Genomic DNA, 21,956 nt, shown 5'->3' with positions numbered 1-21,956 from the left:
GCCATCGTCGCCACCGCGTCGCCTTTCGTGGGGCTGTTCGGCACGGTCTGGGGTATCATGCGCTCGTTCCAGGCGATCGCGATCCAGAAGAACACCTCACTCGCCATCGTCGCCCCCTCGATCGCCGAGGCCCTGTTCGCCACCGCTATAGGCCTTGTCGCGGCCATCCCGGCCTACATCTTCTACAACGCCTTCTCGACCGCCGCCGGGAAGTACGCCGCCCGCCTCGAGGGCTTCGCAGACGATCTCTCCGCGGCCATCCAGCGCCGGCTGGCGGGAGGCTGATCGGTGGCGCTCTCGACACACGACGCCTTCTCGGCAGGCGGCGGCAAGCGTCGCCGCCGCTACGGTCGCGGCCGCCGCGGCGCGCTCAGCGAGATTAACGTCACCCCCCTGGTCGACGTCATGCTGGTGCTGCTGATCATCTTCATGATCTCGGCCCCCCTGCTCACCGCCGGCGTGCCGGTCGAGCTGCCGAAGACCGAGGCCGGCGCCATGCAGGACGTCCCGGACCCGATCACCATCTCCATCCGCTCCGACGGCAGCCTGTACATCGGCGACAGCGAAGTCCCCTTCGCCAACCTCTCGCCCCGCCTCAAGGAGATGGCCACCGACACCAGCCGCCCGATCTATGTCCGCGCCGACGGCCGAGCCAGCTACGAGATCGTCGCCCGCGTGATGGCCTCGCTGTCCACCTCGGGCTTCACCTCGATCAACCTGATCACCGACACCGGCGGGCCGTCGTCGGGCGCCGATACGTCGGCGGGCAAGGAGGAGGCTCCGCAGTGAGCCAGGCCCGCGCCAGGCGCATCGAGGTCTCCCCCGCCGCGCTGGGCTCGCTCGCCCTGCACGTCGCCGTGGCGGCCGCGTTCATGATCTCCTGGGGCAGCCGCGACCTGAAGGTGGGCGCGGTGGTGCCGGTCACCATCGTCTCCAGCGCGCCCGACGTCGACACCCGGCCCGCGGTCCAGGGGCCCGAGACACAGGAAGCCGCCACCGAACAACCCGTCGCGGAAGCTCCGCCCGAGCCTGCCCCGCCGCCCCCGACGCCGGCTCCGCCCCCTCCGACACCCAAGGCCGCGCCCACGCCGACGCCCAAGGCGCCGACCCCGGTGGCCAAGACACCGCCCAAGCCGGTGGAGAAGAGCTTCGACCTTGACGCCCTCTCGGCCAGCCTGAAGGCGCCCGCCCGCAACGCACCACAGCGTCCGTCGGCGGCGCCGAAGGGCCCGAGCCGCGCCGAGACGGCGCCGGTGGCGCGTCAGACGGTCGGTACCGGCCTGGCGGCCGGCGCCGCCCTCCAGGGGTTGGCCGAAGAACTGCAGCGCCGCTGGAACCCCAACTGCGAGGTCGAGGGCGGCCGCGACGTTGTCGTCCGCGTGACCTTCCAACTCGGGGTTGGCGGCCAGGTGGTGGGCGACGTCCAGAGTCAGATCCAGGGCGCGCGCACGCCGGTGTCCCAGGCGGGCGCCGAGCGCGCCGTCCGGGCCGTGTACGCTGCGGCCCCGTTCCGGGGGCTGCCTCGCGAATTCTATGGCGACCGCGTCGCCGTCAACTTCAACGCCCGGGAGGCCTGCGCCCGATGACCCACGCCCCAGTCCGTACCCGAGTTCACGCCCGTGTCCGGACCCGCAACCCGATGGCGGCGCTGCTGTTCGCCCTGCTCAGCGCGATCACCCTGATCGCCGTGCTGGCCCAGCCGGCGCGCGCCGAGATCGAGGTCAACGTCAATCGTGGCGACGTCCAGCCCCTGCCGGTCGCGATCCCGGCGTTCGGCGGCGGCCAGGTAGGCGCCGACATCAGTCAGGTGATCTCGGCCAACCTGCAGCGCTCGGGCCTCTTCCGGCCGCTGGATCCTGCAAGCTTCGTGGAGAAGGGCCTGACCGCCAACGTTCAGCCCCGCTTCGCCGACTGGAAGACGATCAACGCCCAGGCGCTGGTCAATGGTCAGGTCACGGTCGAGGGCGGCAAGCTGCGCGTCGACTTCCGCCTCTGGGACGTGTTCGCCGAGCAGCAGCTCTTGGGCCTGCAGTTCACCGCCAGCCCGGAGAGCTGGCGAAAGGTGGCGCACAAGATCTCGGACGCCGTCTATGAGCGCCTGACCGGCGAAAAGGGCTATTTCGACACCCGCGTCGTCTTTGTGGCCGAGAGCGGCTCGCGCCTGAACCCGGTGAAGCGCCTGGCGATCATGGACCAGGACGGCGCCAACCCGAGCTACCTGACCTCGGGCGACAGCATCGTCATGACCCCGCGGTTCTCGTCGAACAGCCAGGAGGTGACCTACATGTCGCTCCGGCCCGACAGCTCGACCATCTACATCCTCAATCTCGAGACCGCGCGTCGTGAGAGCCTGGGCACCTTCCCCGGCATGGTGTTCGCTCCGCGCTTTTCACCCGACGGCGGCAAGGTGGTGTTCTCGGTCGAGCGGGCCGGCAACAGCGACCTCTACGTAATGAACCTCTCCAGCCGCAGCTCGACGCGGCTGACGACCGACCCGGCCATCGATACCTCGGGCTCGTTCTCCCCCGACGGGACGCGGATCGTCTTCAATTCCGACCGTTCGGGCTCACCCCAACTCTACGTCATGGGCGCCGACGGTTCAGGCGCGCGCCGGATCTCCAGCGGCGGCGGACGCTACACCACCCCGGTGTGGAGCCCGACCGGCGAATTCATCGCCTTTACCAAGCAGACCGGAGGCGAATTCCACATCGGAGTCATGCGCCCGGACGGCTCTGACGAGCGGCTCTTGACCTCCAGCTACCTGGATGAAGGCCCCACCTGGGCGCCCAACGGCCGCGTTTTGATGTTCTCGCGTGAAACCCCTGGCGGCGCGTCAAAGTTATGGAGTGTGGATGTCACTGGGCGAATCCTTCAGCCGATGCCCTACCCCGGAGCGGGCTCGGACCCCGCTTGGTCGCCTTTGCTTAACTAGACTTGCGCCGTAATCCCGCCCGATAGACCCTGCAATTGATCCGCAACCCCAGGAACGAGGAGACGTATATGGTCCGCAGCTTCACCGGGAGCGCTGCCCTGCGCCTGGCCCTGGTCGCTACGGCGGCCGCGTCCCTGGCCGCTTGCCAGAGCAAGCCGAAGCCCGCCTACCCGACGACCCCCAGCCAGCCGACGGCCCCGCCCTCCACGCCGCTGCCGCCACAGGCCGGCCCGGTGACGGGACAACCGACCGCGCCGCTGCCCGGCTCAGCCCAGGACTTCATCGTCAACGTCGGCGACCGCGTCTACTTCGACACCGACCAGCATGAGATCCGCGAGGATGCGCGCCCCCTGCTGAGCGCCCAGGCCGATTGGCTGAAGCGCTATCCGAGCGTGGTGGTGAAGATCGAAGGCAACGCCGACGAACGCGGCACGCGTGAGTACAACCTCGCCCTCGGCGCCCGCCGTGCGAACTCGGTGCGGGACTTCCTGGTCGCCCAGGGCGTCGCCGCCGGCCGCATCTCGACGATCTCGTTCGGCAAGGAACAGCCGATCGACGCGGGCTCGGGCGAGGACGCCTGGCAGAAGAACCGCAACGCCCACACGGCGATCGTCTCGGGCGCGCGCTAGCCCGGGATGCGCGTCCGCCGCCTGCCTGCGCTGCTGCTGACCGCGGCCGTCCTCGCGACGGCCGCACCGGTGGTCGCGCAGACGCCGTTGCCCGCCGAGGGCCAGCCCGACCCGCTCGACGCCCGCGACGCCAAGCGGGTGGAGCGGATGGAGAAGGTCGTTCGCGAACTACGCGCGATCGTGTTCCAACTGCGCGACAGCGGAAAGCCGGTCGTGGTGCAGCCGGCTGACACAGACGCCCGCCTGGCTGAGGTGGGCGAGAAGCTGGGCGACCTGGAGCAGACCCTGCGCCGCCTGAACGGTTCGGTCGAAACCACGACCATGGAGCTCGACCAGACCAAGCGCGAGAACGCTGCCCTCAAGCAGCAGGTGCAGGCTCTGGCCGAACGGCTCACGGCGCTCGAAGGCAAGGTGGCAGCACCGCCCCCGACCGAGACCTTCGGCGGCCAGGCCCCGCCTACCGGCGACCAGGCTTCGGCCGCGCCGGCCGGCGATCCCGCCAAGGACTTCACCCAGGCGCGACAGCTCATGCTGGCGGGCGACTACGACGGCGCCGAGCAGGCCTTCGCCGACTACGTGCAGGCTTATCCGAACGCGCCGCGCACCGCCGAGGCGAACTACTGGTGGGGCAAGACGCTCAGCGTTCGCGGCGCCCATGCCAACGCGGCCCAGGCCTATATCGCCGCCATCCGCGGCTGGCCGCAGACCGCCTGGGCGCCTGACGCCGTGGTGGAACTGTCGCGTTCGCTGGTGGCGCTGAAGAAGCCCGCCGACGCCTGCCAGATCCTCGGCGAGTTCGGCCGGCGCTACGCCAAGGCCCCGGCGAACATCCAGAGCCGCGCGGCCGCCACCCGCACCCAGGCCAAGTGCGCGGCCTAGAGGCGGCAGCCCGCCAGGTCTTCGACAAACATCTGCTCGCCGACAGCCGCCGGCCCCTCGCCGTCGGGCTATCGGGGGGCGGAGACTCCCTGGCGCTGACCCTGCTGGCCGACGCCTGGGCGCGCGACATCGGCCGGGAGCTGGTGATCCTCACCGTCGACCATGGCCTGCAGCCGCAGAGCGCGGCCTGGACAGCGGCCTGCGCCGACGTCGCCGGCCGGCTGGACCGCCCGTTCCGCGCTCTGGCCTGGGAAGGCGAAAAGCCCTCGACCGGCCTGCCCGCCGCCGCCCGGCGCGCCCGCCATCGCCTGCTGGCCGAGGCGGCCCGCGAAGCTGGGGCCCGCGTGATCCTGCTGGGCCACACCGCGGACGACCTCGCGGAGGCGGCCGTGATGCGAGCGGGCGGATCGACGACGCCTGATCCTCGACCCTGGTCACCGTCGCCGGGGTGGCCTGACGGCCGCGGGCTCTTTCTGCTGCGTCCGCTTCTTGGCGCTCGGCGCAGGGAGCTGCGCGACTGGCTACAGGACGCTGGCAAGACCTGGATCGAGGATCCCGCCAACGCCGATCCTCGCTACGCCCGCAGCCGCGCGAGGCTTGCGGGGCCCGACACGACCGGGCCTATTGCGCCTGAAGCGCCACTGTCGCTGGCGGATCTCGCGACGGAATGCGCGGGCGTCATCTCGATCCCTCGCGGCGCACTCGCCGCCGGAGCGCCCCGCGATGTTCGCCGCTTCGTCGGCCTGGCCGCAGTATGCTGCGGCGGCGGTGAGCGATTGCCGGCGAGCGCGCGAGTCGATCGCGCGGCGCAGGCGCTGGCCGGCTCGACGCCCTTCGTGGCGACCTTGGCCGGCGCACGGATCGAAGCGAGCGACGGATCGGTACGTATTTTCCGGGAAGCCGGCGAGGCGGGCCGCGGCGGACTGACGCCCCTTACCCCGCCGGGCGTTTGGGATGGCCGCTTCGAAATCGCCTCGGGTCCGGTGGTGCGGCGGCTGTCAGGCCTCGCCTTGCACCTGTCGCCCTCCGACAAGAAGCGCCTGCGCGAGATTCCCCCGTCGGCCCGCGGCAGCCTTCCGGCTATCGTGGATGCTCAAGGCGGCGTCCGGCTTGGCCCGCTCGAGAGCCTGGTCGGCGACCGCTTTCGCGCCGCCGCGGGCCTTGTTCAGCGAGAGCCGGCCTGAAGCACGTGTTCGACGCCCCGCACGATGGCGTCGGCGTAGCGCGGGCCCAGCAGGTTGGCGTGCGTCGCCGGCGCCACGTGCTCGACGAAGCCGGCGCGCGAGCGCGAGGCGGGCTTTTCCTGGATCGCCTTCAACGCGGCCCGGCCCTTGTGTGGTCCGGCGGTGACCACGGCGACCGGCAGGTCGGCGGGCAGTTCGACGGCGCCAGCCATTTCCGAAGTCCGCGGCCACTGCATCACCTCGGCCGCGGCGCCGCGGGCGTGAGGGGCTGAGGCATGGATGCGGCGCTTCTCGGCCGCCACCGCCGCGGGCAGACCGATCAGGTTGCCACTGACCAGCGACACAGGGACCATCAGGCCGAACCGGGCGCCGTGGCTCACCGCCTTGAGCACGCGCCCGAAGCCGTGGACCGCCGCCGGGCCGCCCGGCAGGGTGAAGACGTCCGGCGTCACGGCGTCCACCAGCACCAGCCCCACCAGCGATCGCTCCCGCTCCAGCGCGAAGAGCCGCACCATCAGCCCGCCCATGGAGTGGCCGACCAGCAGGATCGGCCCCGCCTCCTTCAGCGCGCCCAGCAGCGCCTCGAGGTCGTCGTTGATCGCCCGGCCGTCGCGTGGCTCGGGCCCCGCGTCGGAGTGGCCCAGGCCGGCGCGGTCGTAGGCCAGGCTGCGCAAGCCCCGCGCGGCCAACCTCTCCTGGACCACGGCCCAGTCCGACGCACAGCCGAATGCGCCGTGCTCGCAGACGATCAGGGGGTGCTGGCTGGCCGCGGGTCCCGCGCGGACGACCCGCAGGGACCGCCCGCCGATATCGACCCTCTCGCCCCGGAACCCGCTCAAAGGCTGAGCTGCGCCCGCGGGCGGCCGTCGGGACCGATGGAGAGCTCTCGCATCCCGTCGATCTTCTCCTGCTTGGCGGCGGCGCGGGCCTGGCCCTCCAGGTTCTTTTCGGCGGCTGCGAGATCCTGGGCGTCGGTCGTCTTCCGGCGGACCACGATCACGGCCGGATCTTCCCGCGCTTCCATTAGCGCACGCTTGCTCTCGGGAATGAACGACACATAGGCCATGCGGACGCGGCCCGAGTAGCGCTTGGCCTTGTCGAGCGGCAGGTCGCCGGCCTCGGCGAACGCCTTGCCCAGGAACATCGCCGGGTTCAACGGCCGGTCCTCGGGGTCGCGGATCTCGAAGTGCAGGTGCGGCCCGGTGGACGTGCCCGTCGAACCGATCTGGCCCAGACGCGTCCCGGCCGTCACCGCCATCCCGGGCTTTAGCCCCGGGGCGATGGCGCCGAGGTGCGCATAGAAGGTCGTGAGGCTCTCGGCATGGCGCACGGCGACATAGCGGCCGTAGCCGCCCTTGGTCCCCGCCGCGACGACCACGCCGTCGGCGGCCGCGATCACCGGCACGCCGCTGTCGGCCGAGATGTCCACGCCCTCGTGCAGGCGGCCGTTGCCCTCCCACGGGAGTTGGCGCAGGCCGAACGGCGAGACCACCGCGTGGCCGGGCACGGGCTCCTCGAAAGCGATCAGCACCTCGTCCTCGGCCGGCGCCCGGGCGGGCGCGATACGCGCACTGGTCAGGGCGGCGCGCGCGGGCGGGGCCTTGCCGGGGGGCGCGGTGAGCAGCGAGGCGTGGGCGACGGCGAACGCGCTCAGCCCCGCGGTCACCACGATCGCCGCCTCCGCAAGGATGCGCGAACGGGCCTTCACCATCGGCTTGCGGTCTGGCGCCACGCCTCTCGAACTCCCACTGCCCGCCGGCGGTCCGGCCGCGCCCATTGGGGACGGTTCCGCCAGGCTGCCGGGCGTTCTAGGCAAAAAGCAGGCCGCGGGCAAACCGATGCGCCTGCCGAGCGAGAGAGCGAACTGCCCGGACCGGTACGCGGTTCCACCCACAGGGACACCATGGGCGACCATCCGGTCCGGGCTCCGCCGGCGATCCTCCGAAGAGGACAACCGTCAGAACTGGAAGCGCACCGTGGCCCGGGCGTCGTACTCCTCGTAGTCGCCGTCGATCACCGCGCCCGCGTTGACGGAGTAGACCACTCTGGCCGCGCCGCCGCGGAAGCCCACGCGCGCCACTGCGCCGCCCTTGAAGACGTCTTCCGGATCGAGGGTGAAGTCTTGGCCGCCCTCGAAATGGGCTGTGGTCTTCGAAGGCCCGCCCGCCAGCTTGCCGCGATAGCCCGCCTTGATCTCGGGCGCGAAATAGACTTCGTCGCCGAACCGCCAGCCGATCGCCAGCAAGGCTTCGCCGGTCAGCATGTCGCCGGTGCGCTTGTCGACCGTCAGGTTGAAGCCAGACCCGCCGTTCTTCTCCTTGTAGCCGTCCTCGGCCAGCCGCAGGTAGCTCGCGGACACCTCGGGCCGGGCGTAGAAGCCACCCAGCCGCATTTCGTAGGACGCGCCGGCGTAGGCGTCGACCATCCAGGCGTTCCACTTGGAGTCCGCACGCAGGCTCAGGCTCGCGCTCTCCAGCCGGCGGTCGCCGTCGAAGAAGGCGTAGCCCACCCCGCCCCGGACGGCCGCCTGCAGCGGACCGCCGTCGAGACGCCAGTAAAGGCCCGCCCCGAACAGGTTCATGGTCACGTTCTCGCCCGCCGCCGCGCCGCGGTCCTTCACATCCGTAGTGACGAAGCTGACGTTGGCGCCGAGCGCATTCGCCTCACCCTGCAAGTCCATGCCCGCTGCGAAGCCGAAGCCCTGGCTCTTGAAGCCGGCCGCGTCCTGCTTGTCGCGCTTGATGTTGAAGGCGACCTCCTGGGCCCAGACGCCGTGGCCCGACGACGCATCGATGCGGGCGGGCTCGGCGACCGCGCTGGAGACGGCGCCGGAGATCGCCGCGGCCGACATCAGGACCCCGCCCGAATGGTCGGGCAGCATCTGGTCGTAGAGACCCTGGAAGCCGGCCTGCGTCGTCTGGGCCAGGAAGGCCTGCTCGATGGAGTCGTCCTTGTCGAGGGCGGCGAAGACTGCGTCGTAGGCCTGGACGCCGGAGCGGTTGAGCCCCAGTTCGCTGGCCGTCTTCGGACGCAGGTCGACGTAAAGCGCGCCCGCCGCGGCGTCGCTGCGCAGGTTGGCGTTGTAGAGGAACGGCGCACCCGCCAGGGTGACCCCCGCCTGGCCGACCGTCAGGCTCTGGGCCTGCACGATCTGGAACGACTTGGAGCCGCGCGAGATCGCCGTGAGCTTGACGTCCACCTGCGCGCCGGTGGCGACCGTGGCGGCTCCGGCGACGTTGAGGCGCGTGTTCGTGAGCGTGGGGTCGATGTTCACCGCCAGCACACCCTTGGCGCCCAGGTTCAGCGAGCTGATCGACACCGTCTCGGTATTCGACACCGTCAGGCGGCCTTCACGGACGTCGATGGCCAGTTTGCCGTCGCTGTCGGAGATGCGTCCCGCCACAGTCGCCGCGCCGTCGACGATCAGCGTGTCCGCGCCCGCGCCGAAGGTCATGTTGCCGGCGAAGGTCCCGCCCAGGATCTCGAGCCGGTCGGAGCCCGAGCCGAACAGAACGTCGCCGCCGATGGCGGGCGTGTCGGTCGAATTGACCTTGGCCTGGCGCACGGTCGCGCCGCCGGTGTTTGCCGACAGGTCGATGGCGATCGCCTTGCCCGTCTGCGTGACCCCGGTCGCCGGCGTCACGGCCGCCCGGATCGTCCCCGAGTTCTCCACCAGCGCCAGGGATCCCGAGAGGTCGACGATGGCGCGCGCGTCGTGCAGGCCGCCGTTCTGCTCGGCGCCGATGGAGCCGGCGTTGCGGATCGCGGGGACGACAGCGTTGGCGTTGAGCAGGATGGCGGTAGACTGCGCGCCGTAGGACCGCCCGACGATGGTGGCCCCCGTGACATTGCTGAGGCCGCCCTGGACCGTCACGGTCCCGCCGCCCGCTTGGCCGATGCGCAGGGCCACGCCCGCGATGCCGTCGTTCACGCCGTTACCGGTCACCGAGCCCCGATTGACGAAGCCGAACGCCAGCTCGCCTGTCCCGACGGCGCCGATCGTCGTCGCCGTGGCGCCGCCGATGTCGATGGCCGGGGCGGCGCCATAGGAGGCGATCGCCGCGGTCCCTTCCAGCGTATCGGTGATCCCGTCCTTGTCCTCGTCGGTGTCGGTGGTGCTGCTGTCGGTCGGCGGGCGGTCGAGCAGGATGCCTTTGCCGACACTGCCCGTGATCCGCACGGCGCTGCCGCCCTGCTTCAGATCGTCGGCGTCGAGCTTGGCCCGCACGGTGTCGGCCAGCCGCTCCGTGGACCGGTAGCCTGTGGATGCGATGGCGCCCTGAAGGACGAGCGCGCCGTCCACCGAACCCACCTGGACGGCGACCGTCCCTTCGCCCTGGGCCTGGACGGCGCCCAGGATTTTCACATCGCCCGACACCGAGTCGGCGCGCACGCCGACACTGCGGTCGCCGATGATCGAGACCGTGCCGCTGCTGGTCAGATTGCCGGTCAGCCGCCCTTCCAGGGAGATGCCCGCCGAGTCGTTGCCCTCGATCGAGATCGTGCCGGAGTTGATGATGTTGCCCGTAGTCCCTGGCGACAGCACGCGAAGGCCATAGCGGGCCGAGCCCTGGGCGAACGGCCCGTCGATGTCGCCGTCGCTGTCGGTGTCGGTGGCGGTGTAGTCCTCCACCAGGCTGATCGCGCCGCCGTTAGTGATCGCCGTGGCGACGCCGTTCGTCACCAGGACGCCCGTCGCCCCGCTGACGCCGGTGAAGGTGATCGAGCCGTTGTTGATAACGGCGTTCGAGCTGTCGACGGTGACCGCCGCGCCGGCGGCGGTCGGCGCGATCGAGCCCGTCGAGTCGATCGTCAGGTGGTCGGGTTGGCCACTGGCGATCGTCGAGGTTCGGACCGGCGCGGTGGTCGCCGTGGTGATCTTGGTTTCGGCGTGAGCCGAGGCGGCGTGGACGAGGGGGAGCACGGCCGCGGAGACGAGGAGACGCTTCATTGCTTTCCTGAAACGAGTCGGCGTGATAGCGACTGACAAGCGGCTACACGTCGCGTAAGTATGAGTTGCGTAATTACTGCATTATTAGGCTTGCGACCGCGCTGCAAGCGCGCACTGCAAGTCACCGGAGCCGACGATGCCGAGACCCGCGACCGATCCCGCCAAGGCCGCCCAGATCAAGCTGCTGCGCCAACAGGCCGGCCGCTGGCTGAAGTCGGCGCGCGAGGAAGCGGGCCTGACGCAGGCCGAACTCGCCGAGAAGGTGGGGTTGCGCTACTACACCTTCGTCTCGCAGGTGGAGAGCGGGTTGGGCCGCTTGCCGATCGAGACGCAGGGCGCCTGGGCCGAAGCGCTGGGCTTGGTGCCCGGCGATTTCGCCAAGACGCTGCTGCGCTTCTACGAACCGGAACTATATAGGCTGCTGTTCGGCGGCGAGAGCGCGTCCCGGGCCCTGAAGGGCCGGGCCGCCGGCTAGCCTCAGGAGACACTCCCCTAAGCCATGGGTCAGGTCGTTCCCTTCATCGCCCGCGTACGCGACAGCGGCGACTGGACCGCCGCGGAGCGCGCGCGCCTGGAGGAGGTGGCCGACCGCTTGGCGCAAAGCGGCGTCCACGTCGAGGTGATCTTCGGCGCAACCGACGATGGCGACCCCTGGTGCGTGGTGACCGACGAGGCCGGCGACGTGCTGATCCACGTGGCGCGGATCGACGGCAAGTTCGTGGTGCACTCCGCCGTCGACGACGCGATCAACGAGGGCGCCGACCTGCATTCGGCGCTCCGCGACCAGCTCGATGTCACCGAGGCGGCGATGGCGCCGCAGAGCGCGACGATCCTGCCCTTCGGCCTCACCGCGCGCCAAGGCCAGACGTTCCTGGCGCTTGTGGCCGCCGCCGCCTTCTTCCACGAGACCTCGGGCGTCGCCGACACCGCCCACGCAGCCGAGCTGCCGCCCGAGCTGGTCACCGACCCCACACCGCCGCCCCCCGACGCCGACGCACCCGCCCAGGAGCGCGAGTTGGCCACCCAGGGCGCGGCGCAGCAGCCCGCTACGCCCGATCCAGCGCCCACGGCCGTCTCGACCACGGTCCCAACCGCTCCTCAGGCAGCCGCCGCGCCGCACGAGGACCCAGCCGCCCTCGCCCCTCCCGCGACGCCTGAGCCGGTGACGGTCCAGTCCGCACCGGTCGAGCAGGTGCTCGATGCGCCGAAGCCCGCAGTCCGCGCGGAGCCCCCGATCCTCATCCAGGGCACGGATGGCGACGAAAAGCTCGTCGGCGCCTCGGCGGATGAACACATCGTCGGCGGCGCTGGCAACGACACCCTGAGCGGCGGCGGCGGCCACGACCTCCTGGAGGGCGGCGCCGGCAACGACCGCATCGAGTTGACCTCGGGCGTGACCGCCGTGGGCGGCGAAGGCGCCGACACCTTCGTCATCGAGGCGCCGGTGCAACTCGGCCACGCCAACACCCTGCTGGGCGTGATCCTCGACTTCAGCACCTTCGACGGCGACAAGATCGTCACCGCCAGCGGGCGGGTGATCGAACTGCCGTTGCGGCCGGCGACCGACGGCAAGACCGTCGCGCCGGGCCAGGGCGGCGAGGGCGACCGCAGCGGTGGAACCTTCACCGGCCAGGGCGTCGACCCGACCCACCCGACGCTTGGACCAGGCGTCAGCGGCGGAACGGGCCTGACCGATGGTGGAACCTTCGGCCCCACGCTCGTCGGGCCGCCGCTTACGCGCGTCGAGATCGACTTCGACGGCGACGGCGTGATGGACGGCTACATTTTGGTGGGCCGGAACGGCCACATCGTCGGCGGCGCCGACAACCCCGTCGTGGTGACCGGCCACGCCCTCACCGACGGCGCCGACCTCTTCGGCTAAGGCCCGGCGGAAGGGGCTAGTGCAGCCCCTTCACTATCCCTTCGACCATCTTCTTGGCGTCCGCGAAGAGCATCATGGTGTTGTCGCGGAAGAAGAGCTCGTTCTCGACCCCGGCATAGCCCGAGCCCATCGAGCGCTTCACGAAGAGCACGGTGCGCGCCTTCTCCACGTCCAGCACCGGCATGCCGAAGATCGGCGAGGCTGGGTCCGTCTTGGCCGCCGGGTTGGTCACGTCGTTGGCGCCGATCACGAAAGCGACGTCGGCGGTGGCGAACTCGGAGTTGATGTCCTCCAGCTCGAACACCTCGTCGTAGGGCACGTTCGCTTCGGCCAGCAGCACGTTCATGTGCCCGGGCATCCGGCCGGCCACGGGGTGGATGGCGTACTTCACCTCGACGCCCTCCTCCTTCAGCACGTCGGCCATCTCGCGCAGGGCGTGCTGCGCCTGGGCGACGGCCATGCCGTAGCCGGGGACGATAATGACCTTGGAGGCGTTCTTCATGATGAAGGCCGCATCGTCCGCCGAACCCTGTTTGACCGGCCGGGTCTCGACCTTGCCGCCGCTGGCCGCAGCCGCGTCGTCGGCGCCGAAGCCGCCCAGGATCACCGAGATGAAGCTGCGGTTCATCCCCTTGCACATGATGTAGCTGAGGATCGCGCCGGAGCTGCCCACCAGGGCCCCGGTGATGATCAGGGTGACGTTCTCGAGCGTGAAGCCCAGGGCCGCCGCCGCCCAGCCCGAGTAGCTGTTCAGCATCGACACGACGACCGGCATGTCGGCGCCGCCGATGGGGATGATCAGGGTGACGCCGATCAGCAGCGCCAGGGCGAAGATCGCCCAGAAGGCCCAGATGGCCGAGCCGCCGCTCATCACCAGGATCACCACCAGGGTGACGATCGAGAGGCCGATGACGATGTTCAGCAGGTGGCGGGCCGGCAGCAGGATCGGCGCGCCGCTCATGTTGCCGTTCAGCTTGGCGAAGGCGATCACCGAACCCGAGAACGTGATGGCGCCGATGGCCAGGCCCAGGCTGAGCTCGATCAGCGAATTCAGGTGGATGTGGCCGTCGTCGCCCATGATGCCGTAGGCGTCGGGCGTGTAGATCGCCGCCACCGCCACGAGGCAGGCGGCCATGCCCACCAGGCTGTGGAAGGCGGCGACGAGCTGCGGCATCGAGGTCATGGCGACGCGCCGGGCGATCACCGCGCCGATGCCGCCGCCGACGGCGACGCCGGCGACGATGAGCGCCAGGGTCAGGCCATCCAGCTTGCCCTGGGTCCAGAGCGTCGCCAGCGCCGTGCCGACGGCCAGCGCCATGCCGATCATGCCGTTGCGGTTGCCCGCCTGGCTGGTGGTCGGCGAGCTGAGCCCGCGCAGGGCCAGGATGAAGAGCACCCCGGAAACGAGGTACAGGATCGCCGCGAGGTTGGCGTTCATTGCGTTTGCCCCCAGCTCAGCCGGCTACTTCGACTTCTTCTTGTACATGGCGAGCATCCTCTGGGTGACGAGGAAGCCACCGAAGATGTTAACCGCCGCGAAGGCCGCGGCGACCGCGCCGGCGCCCTTCGAGATCATGATGTTCTGGGTCAGCGTCCCGTCGCCGCTCTTGGCCGCCGCGGCCAGCAGGGCGCCCACGATGATCACCGACGAGATGGCGTTGGTCACGGCCATCAGCGGCGTGTGCAGCGCGGGCGTCACGCTCCAGACCACGTAGTAGCCCACGAAGATCGCCAGCACGAAGATGGCCAGGCGGAAGACCGTCGGATCGACGTCCATGGATAAGGCTCCGGGCTAGGCTTGCAGCGAGGGATGGACCACGGCGCCGCCGTGGGTGACGAGGCTGGCCTTCAGGATCTCGTCCTCGAGGTCGGGCGCGAACGCGCCTTCCTTGTTCTTGAAGAGCTCGGAGAAGGCCACGAGGTTGCGGGCGTAGAGCGCCGAGCTGTCGGCCGCGATCCGGCCGGGCAGGTTGGTGAAGCCCAGGATCTTGACGCCATTGGTCGTCACGACGGTCTCACCGGCCTTGGCGCCCTCGGTGTTGCCGCCCTGCTCGACGGCCAGGTCGACGATGATCGAGCCCGGTTTCATCGAGGCCACCTGCTCGGCCGTGATCAGGCGCGGCGCGGGCCGACCCGGGATCAGGGCGGTGGTGATCACGATGTCCTGCTTGGCGATGTGGCTGGAGGTGAGCGCGGCCTGCTTGGCCTGGTACTCCTTGCTCATCTCCTTGGCGTAGCCGCCGGCCGTCTGGGCGTTGGCGAACTCCTCGTCCTCGACGGCGATGAATTTGGCGCCCAGGCTCTCGACCTGTTCCTTGGTGGCCGGACGCACGTCGGTGGCGGTGACCACCGCGCCCAGGCGGCGGGCGGTGGCGATGGCCTGCAGCCCCGCGACGCCAACGCCCATCACGAACACCTTGGCCGGCGCCACGGTGCCGGCGGCGGTCATCATCATCGGCATGGCCCGGCCATAGGCCTCGGCGCCCTCGATCACCGCGCGGTAGCCGGCGAGGTTCGCCTGCGACGACAGCACGTCCATCACCTGGGCGCGCGTGATCCGCGGCACGAACTCCATCGCGAAGGCGGTGGCGCCCTGCTTGGCCAGGGCGTCCAGGGTAGCGCGGTCCTGGTAGGGGTTGAGCGTCGCGGCGACCAGCGCGCCGGACTTCAGCGCCTTGATCTCTTCGGCCTCGGGACCACGCACCTTGAACAGGATGTCGGCCTTGCCGACGGCGTCCCTGGCAGTCTTGGCGATGGTGGCGCCCGCCGCCGCATAGTCGGCGTCAGGATAGGACGCGGCCTCGCCGGCGCCCGCTTCCACGATCACGGAGAACCCGGCCGCGGACAGCTTCTTCACCGTCTCCGGCGTCGCGGCCACGCGCGTCTCGCCGGCCCGGCGCTCCTTCGTCACGGCGATAACGGCCATGGTCCGCGAAATCCCCCGCTGCCCTTTTGGGGCGGGACCATAGGGGTCGTGGAGACACCTTGTCCAGCCGCCGCCGGAGGCGGGTTCGAACGATTGTTTGAAAGATTTCGCTGCACCGCAGCAATGCGACGCAAGATTTGACCGCCGACGTTGCGCGGCGCGGCGCCCCGCGCAACTCCAGACCCGTCGGGCGACCGGCGTTCATCGCGATTCGCGGGGTCCGGATGCGAAAAGACCCCCGCGGTCGCGGAGGCCTCTCGAATTCAGTGGAAGCGACCGGGCGGCGTCAGTGCGCCGCGGCGTCCTTCTTCTCACGCAGCACGAGCACGCCGATCACCAACATCACAAACGCGCTGGCCGCCGAGCCGAGGAAGCCGGTGTGCGTGCAGAACAGCAGCGTGAAGAAGAGGATGCCGGCCGCGATCACCAGCGAGCCCCACTTCGTCATGCCCATCACCAGATGATAGGTCGAGGTCTGCTCGGCGATGTCCATGCCGCCGCGCTGGTAGTCGGAAGAAGCTCCGGCCATCGGGATTTCACTCTCGGATGAAGGGAAGGTCGAGGGGGCGATACACGAACCGTCGGCTGCGTTCAATGCGGCCAAGTGGCGAGAAGGGTCCGCAGGGCGGCCACCAGCGCCAACGGCTGGTCGATCATCACGTGGTGATGCGAATCCGGGATCTCGATCTCCTGCGCGATCTCGGCCAGGGCCGTCTCCTCGCCCACGCGCCGGCGCTCGATGATCCGGCTCTTCTCGCCGTAGAGGTGGACCAGGGGCACGCTGACCGGCGGCAGCTTGCCGCCATGCGACATGCCCATCCCCGAGCGGTCCAGCTTCTCCCACATGTTCGGATCGAACTTCCAGGCAAGGCCCTCGCCGCCCTCGGGCGTCGGGGCCGCCTTCAGCGACCGGCGGGCGATGAAGTCGAGGATGTAGTGGTTCTCCGCTGGCTGCGGCGGCATCAGCCGGAAGCGCTCCAGCGCCTTGGGCAGGGTGGCGTAGACGCGGGTCGGCTTGTCGGGGCTCGGGATGTTGGCAAGCAGTTCGCGGCGCGCGGCACGCTCCTTCAGCACCTCGGGCGGCGGCCCGCCGAAGCCGGTGTCCACCAGGATCGCCGCCTCCATCAGCTCGGGGCGCTGGGCCGCGGTGAAGAACACCTGGCCCCCGCCGAAGGAGTGGCCGATGTAGATCGGCTTGCGCCCGCCGTCATACAGCCCTGTCGCCCGACTGACCGCCTCGGCGTCGTCGGCGAAGTCGGAGAAGCGATAGGTCTCGCGCCAGTCGGACTCGCCCATGCCGGCCAGCGACATGGCGGTGACCCGGAAGTCCTTGGCGAGGTAAGGCGCGATGAAGCTCCACCAGTCGGCGTGGGCGCTGTTGCCATGCACCAGCAGCAGGCCGGGCCTGCCCGGCTCGCCCCAGGTCAGCGTCTCGATGCGCGTGCCGTGCGAAGTGACGAAGCCGCGCTCGGGCTCCTGGGCGATGGCCCACTTGAACCAGGCCGGCGCCTCGGGCTCCGCCCCCGCATAAGGCGCCAGGGGCGCGCGCACCTCAGGCGGCAGGTCCTCGGAATGGAACGGCCGGTCGTCGTAGGTTTCCTTCGAAGAACCGGTCTTTTCGGAAAGATCGTTGGCCATCGACCTCCGGTCTAACGGCCGTTTGAAAAAGCGCAAGCCGAGATGCCCCGCCGCCTGTTCGGGGAAGGGCGGCGGGGCCGTGCGATCCGCGTTGGCCTCAGCGGCCGCGGACCGGACGTTCGGGGGTTTCAGCCGTCGATGGGCGCGCCGAGGGCCAAGCGGGCCGCCAGCCGCGCCTGCGCCGGTTCCTGCAGGGGGTGGTAACGGGCGGCCTGAACGTCGCGCCAGATGCGCTCCAGTCCCGTGGCCCGGTAGAAGCCGGCGCCGCCGGCCGCCGCCATGGCCTTCTCCACCGTGGCGATCGACGCCCGCGCCACGAGGGTGCGGCCCGTCATGATGCGGTTGGTGCTTTCAGCCCCAGGCTCCTGCGTCTCCGCGCAGGCCAGCATATCGGCCAGCGCCAGCCTCGCGGCGGCCAGCTCGGTCTCCATCTGCCCGATAAGCAGCTCTGTGTCGGCCGACGGCTTGCGGGCGGCGGCCAGCGCCAGGACCTTTTCGCGCGCCGCCTCCGCCAGGCCGACGTAGACGCTCATGATGATCGGAAAGGCGATGAGGCTGACCATGTGCATCAGGGGATGCCACTGGCCGGAGGGACGGCGCACGGTGACGGCCGCGTCCGGTACGAAGACATCCGTGAGCTGCAGATCGTGCGAGCCGGTGCCGCGCATGCCCAGGGTCCGCCAGGTGTCGAGCACCTTCACGCCCTCGGCGCGCATCGGGATCGCCATGTGGAGCACCATTGGCCCTTCGGCCGTCTCCTGAACCGCCATGGTCACCAGCAGGTCGCCGCGCGGGCTGCCGCTGGAGAAGATCTTGCGACCGCTCACGCGGAAGCCCCCATCTACCGGCAGGGCCTTGCACGAGCCGTCCAGCCAGTCCGACCCGCCGCTCGAAACCAGGGTCAGCCCTTCGGCCACCACGCGCTTGAGCAGCCCCTCCACGGCCTCGGGCGTCCGCCGCCAGCGCCATGCCGGCAGGGCCACCGCGTGGGTGTGCATCGCCAGCGCCAGTGCGGTGGAACCGCAGTATCCGGCCAGGGCGCGCAGCAGGTGGGAGAGGTCGGCCACGCTCGCCCCGCCTCCGCCCAGTTCCGCCGGCACGGGAGCCGTCTGCACGCCCGCGGCCTTCAGCAGGTCCAGGCTCTCAGCGACGAAGAGATCACCCTCGTCGGCGTCGGCCGCATGCGCCGCGATCCGGGGCCCGAGATCACGCACCCGCTGAACCCAGTCGATCGCCTCGGCTTTGACCATGACGTTCATTGCTTTCCTAAGTCCCTCGATCGTTGAGGGCGGGGTCTTCCCCCAAACAGGCTGTTGATCTCCAGTTCGAAGAATGAACTTGTCGAACGACGGTCTTAAGTCGAGGACTCGACGACATGAAAGGCTATGGACAGTTCTGCCCGGTCGCCAAGACGGCCGAGGTTTTCGCCCAGCGCTGGACGCCGCTGATCGTGCGCGAACTTTGCTTTGGGCCCAAGAGGTTCACCGAGATCCACAGCGGCGTGCCGCTCATGTCGCGCGCGCTGCTCGTCCAGAGGCTGGCCGAGCTTGAGGACGCGGCGGTGATCGCCACCGAGCCGCTGGCCCAGGGCAAGCTCTACAGCCTTACGCCCGCGGGGGAACACTTCGGGGCGATAGTCAACCTGATGTCCGACTGGGGACAGCGCTATGGGCAAGGACGGATCGCGCACGAGGAGTTGGACCCCACCCTGCTGATGTGGGGCATGCGCCGCCAGATCGCCCTGGACGACCTGCCGCGCCGCGAGACGGTTCTGCGGTTCGAGTTCCGGGGTCTGCCGCGCGCCTTCGCGGCCCGGCGGTACTGGTGGATGATCCTGCGCCGAGCGGACGTGGAGGTCTGCCTCAAGGATCCGGGGCTCGATGTCGACGTGGTGCTCGCCGCCGATCTTGAGGCCTTCGTGCGCGTCTGGCTGGGCCATCGCGGGCTGGCCGACGCGCTGGGGGCGGGCGACATTTCCCTTTCGGGCGAGACGGCTCGCGTGGCGGAACTGAAGCGGGCGCTGAAACTGCCCGACGGGCCGGACCTTCGCGTGCTCGCCTTCCCGCCGGCCGCCTGAACGTCCGGCGTCAGGCCCGCAGGCTCTCCACCAGTTCGCGGGCGTAGGGGCGAAGCTCTTCCGCGGCCCGGACGACGATCGTCAGCTCGCGCAGCGCCCAGTCGTCGGCCAGGTCGATCACGGCGAGCGAGGTGGTGCGGGCCGCGCGCGCCGCCGTGGTCTCCGGCACCACGCCCACGCCGACGCCGGCCTCCACCATGCGGCAGATCGCATCGAAGCTGCGGAGCTGCACGCGAGCGCGCAACGGGCGGCCTTCGCGGGCGGCCTTGGCGGCCAGGAAGCGCTGGAGCGAGCTGGACCGCTCCAGGCCGATAAAATCGTACTCCAGCACCTCGGCGAAGGCGACGCGGCGGCGCGCCGCCAGCGGATGCCCCTTACCGGCCACCACCACGAAGCGGTCCGAGCGAAACGGGTAGGTCTGCAGCCCTCCCACGTCGACCGTACCGGCGACGATGCCCACGTCGCCCACCCCCTCGGCAATCAGGCCGACGATCTCGTCCGAAAGGCGCTCCTCCAGGTCGACGCTCACATGAGGATGCGCCGCCAGGAACGAGGCCAGGGCCTCGGGCAGGAATTCGGTCAGGGCATTGGTGTTGGCCAATAGCCGGACCTCCCCCGAGAGCCCGCCCGCGAAGACCGATAGGTCTTCGCGCATGCGGGCGGCCTGGCCGAGGATGGTGCGGGCGTGCTTCAGCAGGGCGCGACCGGCCGGGGTGGGCGTCACGCCCTGGCGCGAGCGGGTGAAGAGCGCGGCGCCCAACGCAGCCTCCATGTTGCGGACCCGCGTGGAGGCCGCCGCCAGCGCCAGCGCGCTCTTCTCGGCGCCCGCGGTGATGGACCCGGCGTCCACCACGTCGCAGAACAGCCGAAGGTCGGTGAGATCGAAGCGCATCCTTCGCCTTTCGCGAAGGAACCCTAGCCCGATCGCGGATTGCGTCCAAGCGTGAGCCGAGGGAGACTTCGGCGAATACGAACGAAACGTGTGCGCTTCATACTTCGGATAATGCGAAGCATTCGCAACTTGAGGCGCGGCATGCTCGATCGACCAGTCCGGGCGGGACGTCACACTCCGCCCGTTCGTTGACACCCCTCGCCCGGCGCTTAAAACCGCGGGGCCGAGGGCTTTTGGGGAGGCGAACGGTCGCCATGTCTACGGTTCCACGCGGTCCCGCCGACCGCCCGATGTCGCCACACCTGCAGATCTGGCGGTGGCACGTCACCATGGCGACGTCGATCCTGCACCGGGTCACGGGCGTGGGCCTGTACCTGGGCGGCCTGATCGCGGCGGCCTGGGCGATCTCGCTGGCCTCCGGCCCCGAAGCCTACGCCACCTTCAAGGCGCTGCTCGGTTCGGGCCTGGGCAAGTTCGTCATGTTCGGCATGACCCTGTCGGTCTTCTACCACCTGGGCAACGGCGTCCGTCACCTGGTCTGGGACTTCGGGCACGGCCTGGACATCAAGAGCGCCAACTCCTCGGCCTGGACCGTCTTCGGCTTCACCATCGCCGCGACGCTGGCGACCTGGGCGATCGCCTGGCAGATCGGAGCGCTCTAGATGAGTTTCCGCACCCCCCTCTCCACCGCCCGCGGGCTGGGCTCCGCCAAGCACGGCGTCGGCCACTGGATTTCCGAGCGCGTCGGCGCGGTGGCGCTGATCCCGCTGGTGCTCTGGGGCGCCTACAGCGTCATCCTGCTGGCCCGCATGGACTACTACGAAGCTGTCGAGTGGATCCGCAGCCCGGTCAACGCGACCCTGATGATCCTGACCCTGGCGATCAGCTTCATGCACATGCAATCGGGCTTGCGCGTGGTCATCGAGGACTATGTCTATTCGCACCTGAACAAGGCGGCCGCCCTGCTGGCCAACCTGTTCGTCAGCGGCCTCGCCGGCGCGCTGGCCATCATGTCCATCCTCAAGGTCGCGCTGGGAGGCGGCTGATCCCATGGCGACGTACGAATTCATCGATCACAAGTTCGACGTGGTGGTCGTCGGCGCCGGCGGCTCGGGCCTCCGCGCCGCGCTGGGCTGCGCCCAGGCCGGGTTGAAGACGGCCTGCATCACCAAGGTCTTCCCGACCCGCTCGCACACCGTGGCGGCCCAGGGCGGCATCTCGGCCTCGCTGGGCAACATGGGCCAGGACGACTGGCGCTGGCACATGTACGACACCGTCAAGGGGTCGGACTGGCTGGGCGACCAGGACGCCATCGAATACCTGTGCCGCAATGCGCCGGCCGCGGTGTACGAGCTGGAGCACTGGGGCGTGCCCTTCAGCCGTACGGCTGACGGCAAGATCTACCAGCGCGCGTTCGGCGGCATGACCAAGAACTACGGCGAGGCGCCGATCCAGCGCACCTGCGCCGCGGCCGACCGCACCGGCCACGCCATGCTTCACACCATGTACGGGCAGTCGCTGGCGCACTCGACCGAGTTCTTCATCGAGTACTTCGCCCTGGACCTGATCATGGATGAGGGCGTCTGCCGGGGCGTCACCGCCTGGAAGCTGGACGACGGTACGCTGCACCGGTTCCAGGCCCAGCAGGTGATCCTGGCGACGGGCGGCTATGGCCGGGCCTACTTCTCGGCGACCTCGGCCCACACCTGCACCGGCGACGGCGGCGGGATGACGCTGCGCGCCGGCCTGCCGCTGCAGGACATGGAGTTCGTGCAGTTCCACCCGACCGGGATCTACGGCTCGGGCTGCCTGATCACCGAAGGCGCCCGCGGCGAGGGCGGCTACCTCACCAACTCCGAGGGCGAGCGCTTCATGGAGCGCTATGCGCCCACCGTGAAGGACCTGGCGCCGCGCGACATGGTGAGCCGCGCCATGACCATGGAGATCCGCGAGGGCCGCGGGGTGG

Annotated in this window: 23 protein-coding genes; 13 read left to right on the top strand and 10 right to left on the bottom strand. The window is 70.1% G+C overall.

Annotated elements, in window-relative coordinates; translation table 11 throughout:
- The 7 genes from Q0L11_RS19145 to tilS all read left to right on the top strand — a co-directional run.
- The coding region (locus Q0L11_RS19145; RefSeq protein ID WP_296599356.1) for a MotA/TolQ/ExbB proton channel family protein at positions 1–285 on the top strand (285 nt) is incomplete at its 5' end.
- A 3-nt stretch (positions 286–288) separates the two neighbouring features.
- Positions 289–789, top strand: a complete 501-nt coding sequence (locus Q0L11_RS19140; RefSeq protein WP_296599354.1) for an ExbD/TolR family protein — start codon at positions 289–291, stop codon at positions 787–789.
- A complete protein-coding gene (locus Q0L11_RS19135) occupies positions 786–1,586 on the top strand; it encodes an energy transducer TonB (RefSeq protein ID WP_296599352.1) in 801 nt (266 codons plus the stop codon). Before Q0L11_RS19140 ends, Q0L11_RS19135 begins: the two co-directional genes overlap by 4 nt.
- A 53-nt stretch (positions 1,587–1,639) precedes the next feature.
- Positions 1,640–2,932, top strand: coding sequence for a Tol-Pal system beta propeller repeat protein TolB (tolB, locus tag Q0L11_RS19130; protein ID WP_296599358.1), 1,293 nt, complete (start codon positions 1,640–1,642; stop codon positions 2,930–2,932).
- A gap of 68 nt (positions 2,933–3,000) precedes the next feature.
- Positions 3,001–3,561 (top strand): peptidoglycan-associated lipoprotein Pal, encoded by a 561-nt coding sequence (gene pal, locus Q0L11_RS19125; protein WP_296599350.1) that lies wholly within the window; start codon positions 3,001–3,003, stop codon positions 3,559–3,561.
- Between the two features lie 6 nt (positions 3,562–3,567).
- Positions 3,568–4,440, top strand: coding sequence for a tol-pal system protein YbgF (gene ybgF, locus Q0L11_RS19120; RefSeq protein WP_296599349.1), 873 nt, complete (start codon positions 3,568–3,570; stop codon positions 4,438–4,440).
- Positions 4,428–5,624 (top strand): tRNA lysidine(34) synthetase TilS, encoded by a 1,197-nt coding sequence (gene tilS / locus Q0L11_RS19115; protein ID WP_296599347.1) that lies wholly within the window; start codon positions 4,428–4,430, stop codon positions 5,622–5,624. Before ybgF ends, tilS begins: the two co-directional genes overlap by 13 nt.
- On the opposite strand, the gene Q0L11_RS19110 is transcribed toward tilS, so the two are convergent.
- The 3 genes from Q0L11_RS19110 to Q0L11_RS19100 form a co-directional block, all read right to left on the bottom strand.
- Positions 5,606–6,463: an alpha/beta fold hydrolase gene (locus Q0L11_RS19110; protein WP_296599346.1), complete on the bottom strand. Its 858-nt coding sequence runs from the start codon at positions 6,461–6,463 to the stop codon at positions 5,606–5,608. The two genes, tilS and Q0L11_RS19110, sit on opposite strands and share 19 nt — an antisense overlap.
- Positions 6,460–7,356, bottom strand: a complete 897-nt coding sequence (locus Q0L11_RS19105) for a M23 family metallopeptidase (RefSeq protein WP_296599345.1) — start codon at positions 7,354–7,356, stop codon at positions 6,460–6,462. Before Q0L11_RS19105 ends, Q0L11_RS19110 begins: the two co-directional genes overlap by 4 nt.
- A gap of 225 nt (positions 7,357–7,581) precedes the next feature.
- Entirely contained in the window at positions 7,582–10,575 is a 2,994-nt protein-coding gene (locus Q0L11_RS19100; RefSeq protein WP_296599343.1) for an autotransporter domain-containing protein, read from the bottom strand.
- A 136-nt stretch (positions 10,576–10,711) separates the two neighbouring features.
- Between Q0L11_RS19100 and Q0L11_RS19095 the strand changes: the two genes are divergently transcribed.
- Positions 10,712–11,050: a helix-turn-helix transcriptional regulator gene (locus Q0L11_RS19095; protein WP_296599341.1), complete on the top strand. Its 339-nt coding sequence runs from the start codon at positions 10,712–10,714 to the stop codon at positions 11,048–11,050.
- Positions 11,051–11,074: 24 nt separating this feature from the next.
- On the top strand, positions 11,075–12,457 hold the full coding sequence (locus Q0L11_RS19090; RefSeq protein ID WP_296599340.1) for a calcium-binding protein: 1,383 nt from the start codon (positions 11,075–11,077) through the stop codon (positions 12,455–12,457).
- Between the two features lie 16 nt (positions 12,458–12,473).
- Here the strand turns inward: Q0L11_RS19090 and Q0L11_RS19085 are convergent, their stop codons facing one another.
- The 6 genes from Q0L11_RS19085 to Q0L11_RS19060 form a co-directional block, all read right to left on the bottom strand.
- Positions 12,474–13,895 (bottom strand): NAD(P)(+) transhydrogenase (Re/Si-specific) subunit beta, encoded by a 1,422-nt coding sequence (locus tag Q0L11_RS19085; protein WP_296599339.1) that lies wholly within the window; start codon positions 13,893–13,895, stop codon positions 12,474–12,476.
- A gap of 24 nt (positions 13,896–13,919) precedes the next feature.
- Positions 13,920–14,234 carry a proton-translocating transhydrogenase family protein gene (locus tag Q0L11_RS19080; protein ID WP_296599337.1) on the bottom strand — a complete coding sequence of 105 codons (315 nt, stop codon included), beginning with the start codon at positions 14,232–14,234 and terminating at the stop codon, positions 13,920–13,922.
- Positions 14,235–14,249: 15 nt separating this feature from the next.
- Positions 14,250–15,383 carry a Re/Si-specific NAD(P)(+) transhydrogenase subunit alpha gene (locus Q0L11_RS19075; RefSeq protein WP_296599335.1) on the bottom strand — a complete coding sequence of 378 codons (1,134 nt, stop codon included), beginning with the start codon at positions 15,381–15,383 and terminating at the stop codon, positions 14,250–14,252.
- 286 nt (positions 15,384–15,669) lie between these two features.
- Positions 15,670–15,912 (bottom strand): aa3-type cytochrome c oxidase subunit IV, encoded by a 243-nt coding sequence (locus tag Q0L11_RS19070; protein ID WP_296599334.1) that lies wholly within the window; start codon positions 15,910–15,912, stop codon positions 15,670–15,672.
- A 62-nt stretch (positions 15,913–15,974) separates the two neighbouring features.
- Positions 15,975–17,021 (bottom strand): alpha/beta hydrolase, encoded by a 1,047-nt coding sequence (locus Q0L11_RS19065; RefSeq protein WP_296599333.1) that lies wholly within the window; start codon positions 17,019–17,021, stop codon positions 15,975–15,977.
- 128 nt (positions 17,022–17,149) lie between these two features.
- Positions 17,150–18,280, bottom strand: coding sequence for an acyl-CoA dehydrogenase family protein (locus Q0L11_RS19060; RefSeq protein ID WP_296599332.1), 1,131 nt, complete (start codon positions 18,278–18,280; stop codon positions 17,150–17,152).
- Between the two features lie 116 nt (positions 18,281–18,396).
- Here Q0L11_RS19060 and Q0L11_RS19055 point away from each other — a divergent pair, with 116 nt between their 5' ends.
- Positions 18,397–19,098 (top strand): helix-turn-helix domain-containing protein, encoded by a 702-nt coding sequence (locus tag Q0L11_RS19055; protein ID WP_296599331.1) that lies wholly within the window; start codon positions 18,397–18,399, stop codon positions 19,096–19,098.
- Between the two features lie 10 nt (positions 19,099–19,108).
- Here Q0L11_RS19055 and Q0L11_RS19050 read toward each other — a convergent pair whose 3' ends face one another.
- Complete coding sequence (locus Q0L11_RS19050) at positions 19,109–19,990, bottom strand: LysR substrate-binding domain-containing protein (RefSeq protein WP_296599330.1); 882 nt, start codon at positions 19,988–19,990, stop codon at positions 19,109–19,111.
- 254 nt (positions 19,991–20,244) lie between these two features.
- Here Q0L11_RS19050 and sdhC point away from each other — a divergent pair, with 254 nt between their 5' ends.
- The 3 genes from sdhC to Q0L11_RS19035 all read left to right on the top strand — a co-directional run.
- Positions 20,245–20,652 carry a succinate dehydrogenase, cytochrome b556 subunit gene (sdhC, locus tag Q0L11_RS19045; RefSeq protein WP_296599329.1) on the top strand — a complete coding sequence of 136 codons (408 nt, stop codon included), beginning with the start codon at positions 20,245–20,247 and terminating at the stop codon, positions 20,650–20,652.
- Positions 20,653–21,036 carry a succinate dehydrogenase, hydrophobic membrane anchor protein gene (gene sdhD / locus Q0L11_RS19040; protein WP_296599328.1) on the top strand — a complete coding sequence of 128 codons (384 nt, stop codon included), beginning with the start codon at positions 20,653–20,655 and terminating at the stop codon, positions 21,034–21,036. It abuts the gene before it with no gap.
- Between the two features lie 4 nt (positions 21,037–21,040).
- A partial coding sequence (locus Q0L11_RS19035; RefSeq protein WP_296599327.1) for an FAD-binding protein occupies positions 21,041–21,956 on the top strand: 916 nt, incomplete at its 3' end.

Source organism: Phenylobacterium sp., from assembly GCF_024508875.1.
In the GTDB taxonomy this organism is placed as follows: Bacteria; Pseudomonadota; Alphaproteobacteria; order Caulobacterales; family Caulobacteraceae; genus Phenylobacterium.
Note: the sequence above shows the minus strand (reverse complement) of the source record. Positions and strands in the feature narration are given on the sequence as shown.

Bases quoted from the DNA above. Each gene is read 5' to 3' on its own strand.
- ybgF (WP_296599349.1), top strand. From the start codon at position 3,568: ATGCGCGTCCGCCGCCTGCCTGCGCTGCTGCTGACCGCGGCCGTCCTC.
- Q0L11_RS19095 (WP_296599341.1), top strand. From the start codon at position 10,712: ATGCCGAGACCCGCGACCGATCCCGCCAAGGCCGCCCAGATCAAGCTG.
- Q0L11_RS19070 (WP_296599334.1), bottom strand. From the start codon at position 15,912: ATGGCCGGAGCTTCTTCCGACTACCAGCGCGGCGGCATGGACATCGCC.
- Q0L11_RS19100 (WP_296599343.1), bottom strand. From the start codon at position 10,575: ATGAAGCGTCTCCTCGTCTCCGCGGCCGTGCTCCCCCTCGTCCACGCC.
- Q0L11_RS19060 (WP_296599332.1), bottom strand. From the start codon at position 18,280: ATGAACGTCATGGTCAAAGCCGAGGCGATCGACTGGGTTCAGCGGGTG.
- Q0L11_RS19085 (WP_296599339.1), bottom strand. From the start codon at position 13,895: ATGAACGCCAACCTCGCGGCGATCCTGTACCTCGTTTCCGGGGTGCTC.
- Q0L11_RS19090 (WP_296599340.1), top strand. From the start codon at position 11,075: ATGGGTCAGGTCGTTCCCTTCATCGCCCGCGTACGCGACAGCGGCGAC.
- sdhD (WP_296599328.1), top strand. From the start codon at position 20,653: ATGAGTTTCCGCACCCCCCTCTCCACCGCCCGCGGGCTGGGCTCCGCC.
- pal (WP_296599350.1), top strand. From the start codon at position 3,001: ATGGTCCGCAGCTTCACCGGGAGCGCTGCCCTGCGCCTGGCCCTGGTC.
- Q0L11_RS19055 (WP_296599331.1), top strand. From the start codon at position 18,397: ATGAAAGGCTATGGACAGTTCTGCCCGGTCGCCAAGACGGCCGAGGTT.
- Q0L11_RS19080 (WP_296599337.1), bottom strand. From the start codon at position 14,234: ATGGACGTCGATCCGACGGTCTTCCGCCTGGCCATCTTCGTGCTGGCG.
- sdhC (WP_296599329.1), top strand. From the start codon at position 20,245: ATGTCTACGGTTCCACGCGGTCCCGCCGACCGCCCGATGTCGCCACAC.
- Q0L11_RS19075 (WP_296599335.1), bottom strand. From the start codon at position 15,383: ATGGCCGTTATCGCCGTGACGAAGGAGCGCCGGGCCGGCGAGACGCGC.
- Q0L11_RS19065 (WP_296599333.1), bottom strand. From the start codon at position 17,021: ATGGCCAACGATCTTTCCGAAAAGACCGGTTCTTCGAAGGAAACCTAC.
- tolB (WP_296599358.1), top strand. From the start codon at position 1,640: ATGGCGGCGCTGCTGTTCGCCCTGCTCAGCGCGATCACCCTGATCGCC.
- Q0L11_RS19050 (WP_296599330.1), bottom strand. From the start codon at position 19,990: ATGCGCTTCGATCTCACCGACCTTCGGCTGTTCTGCGACGTGGTGGAC.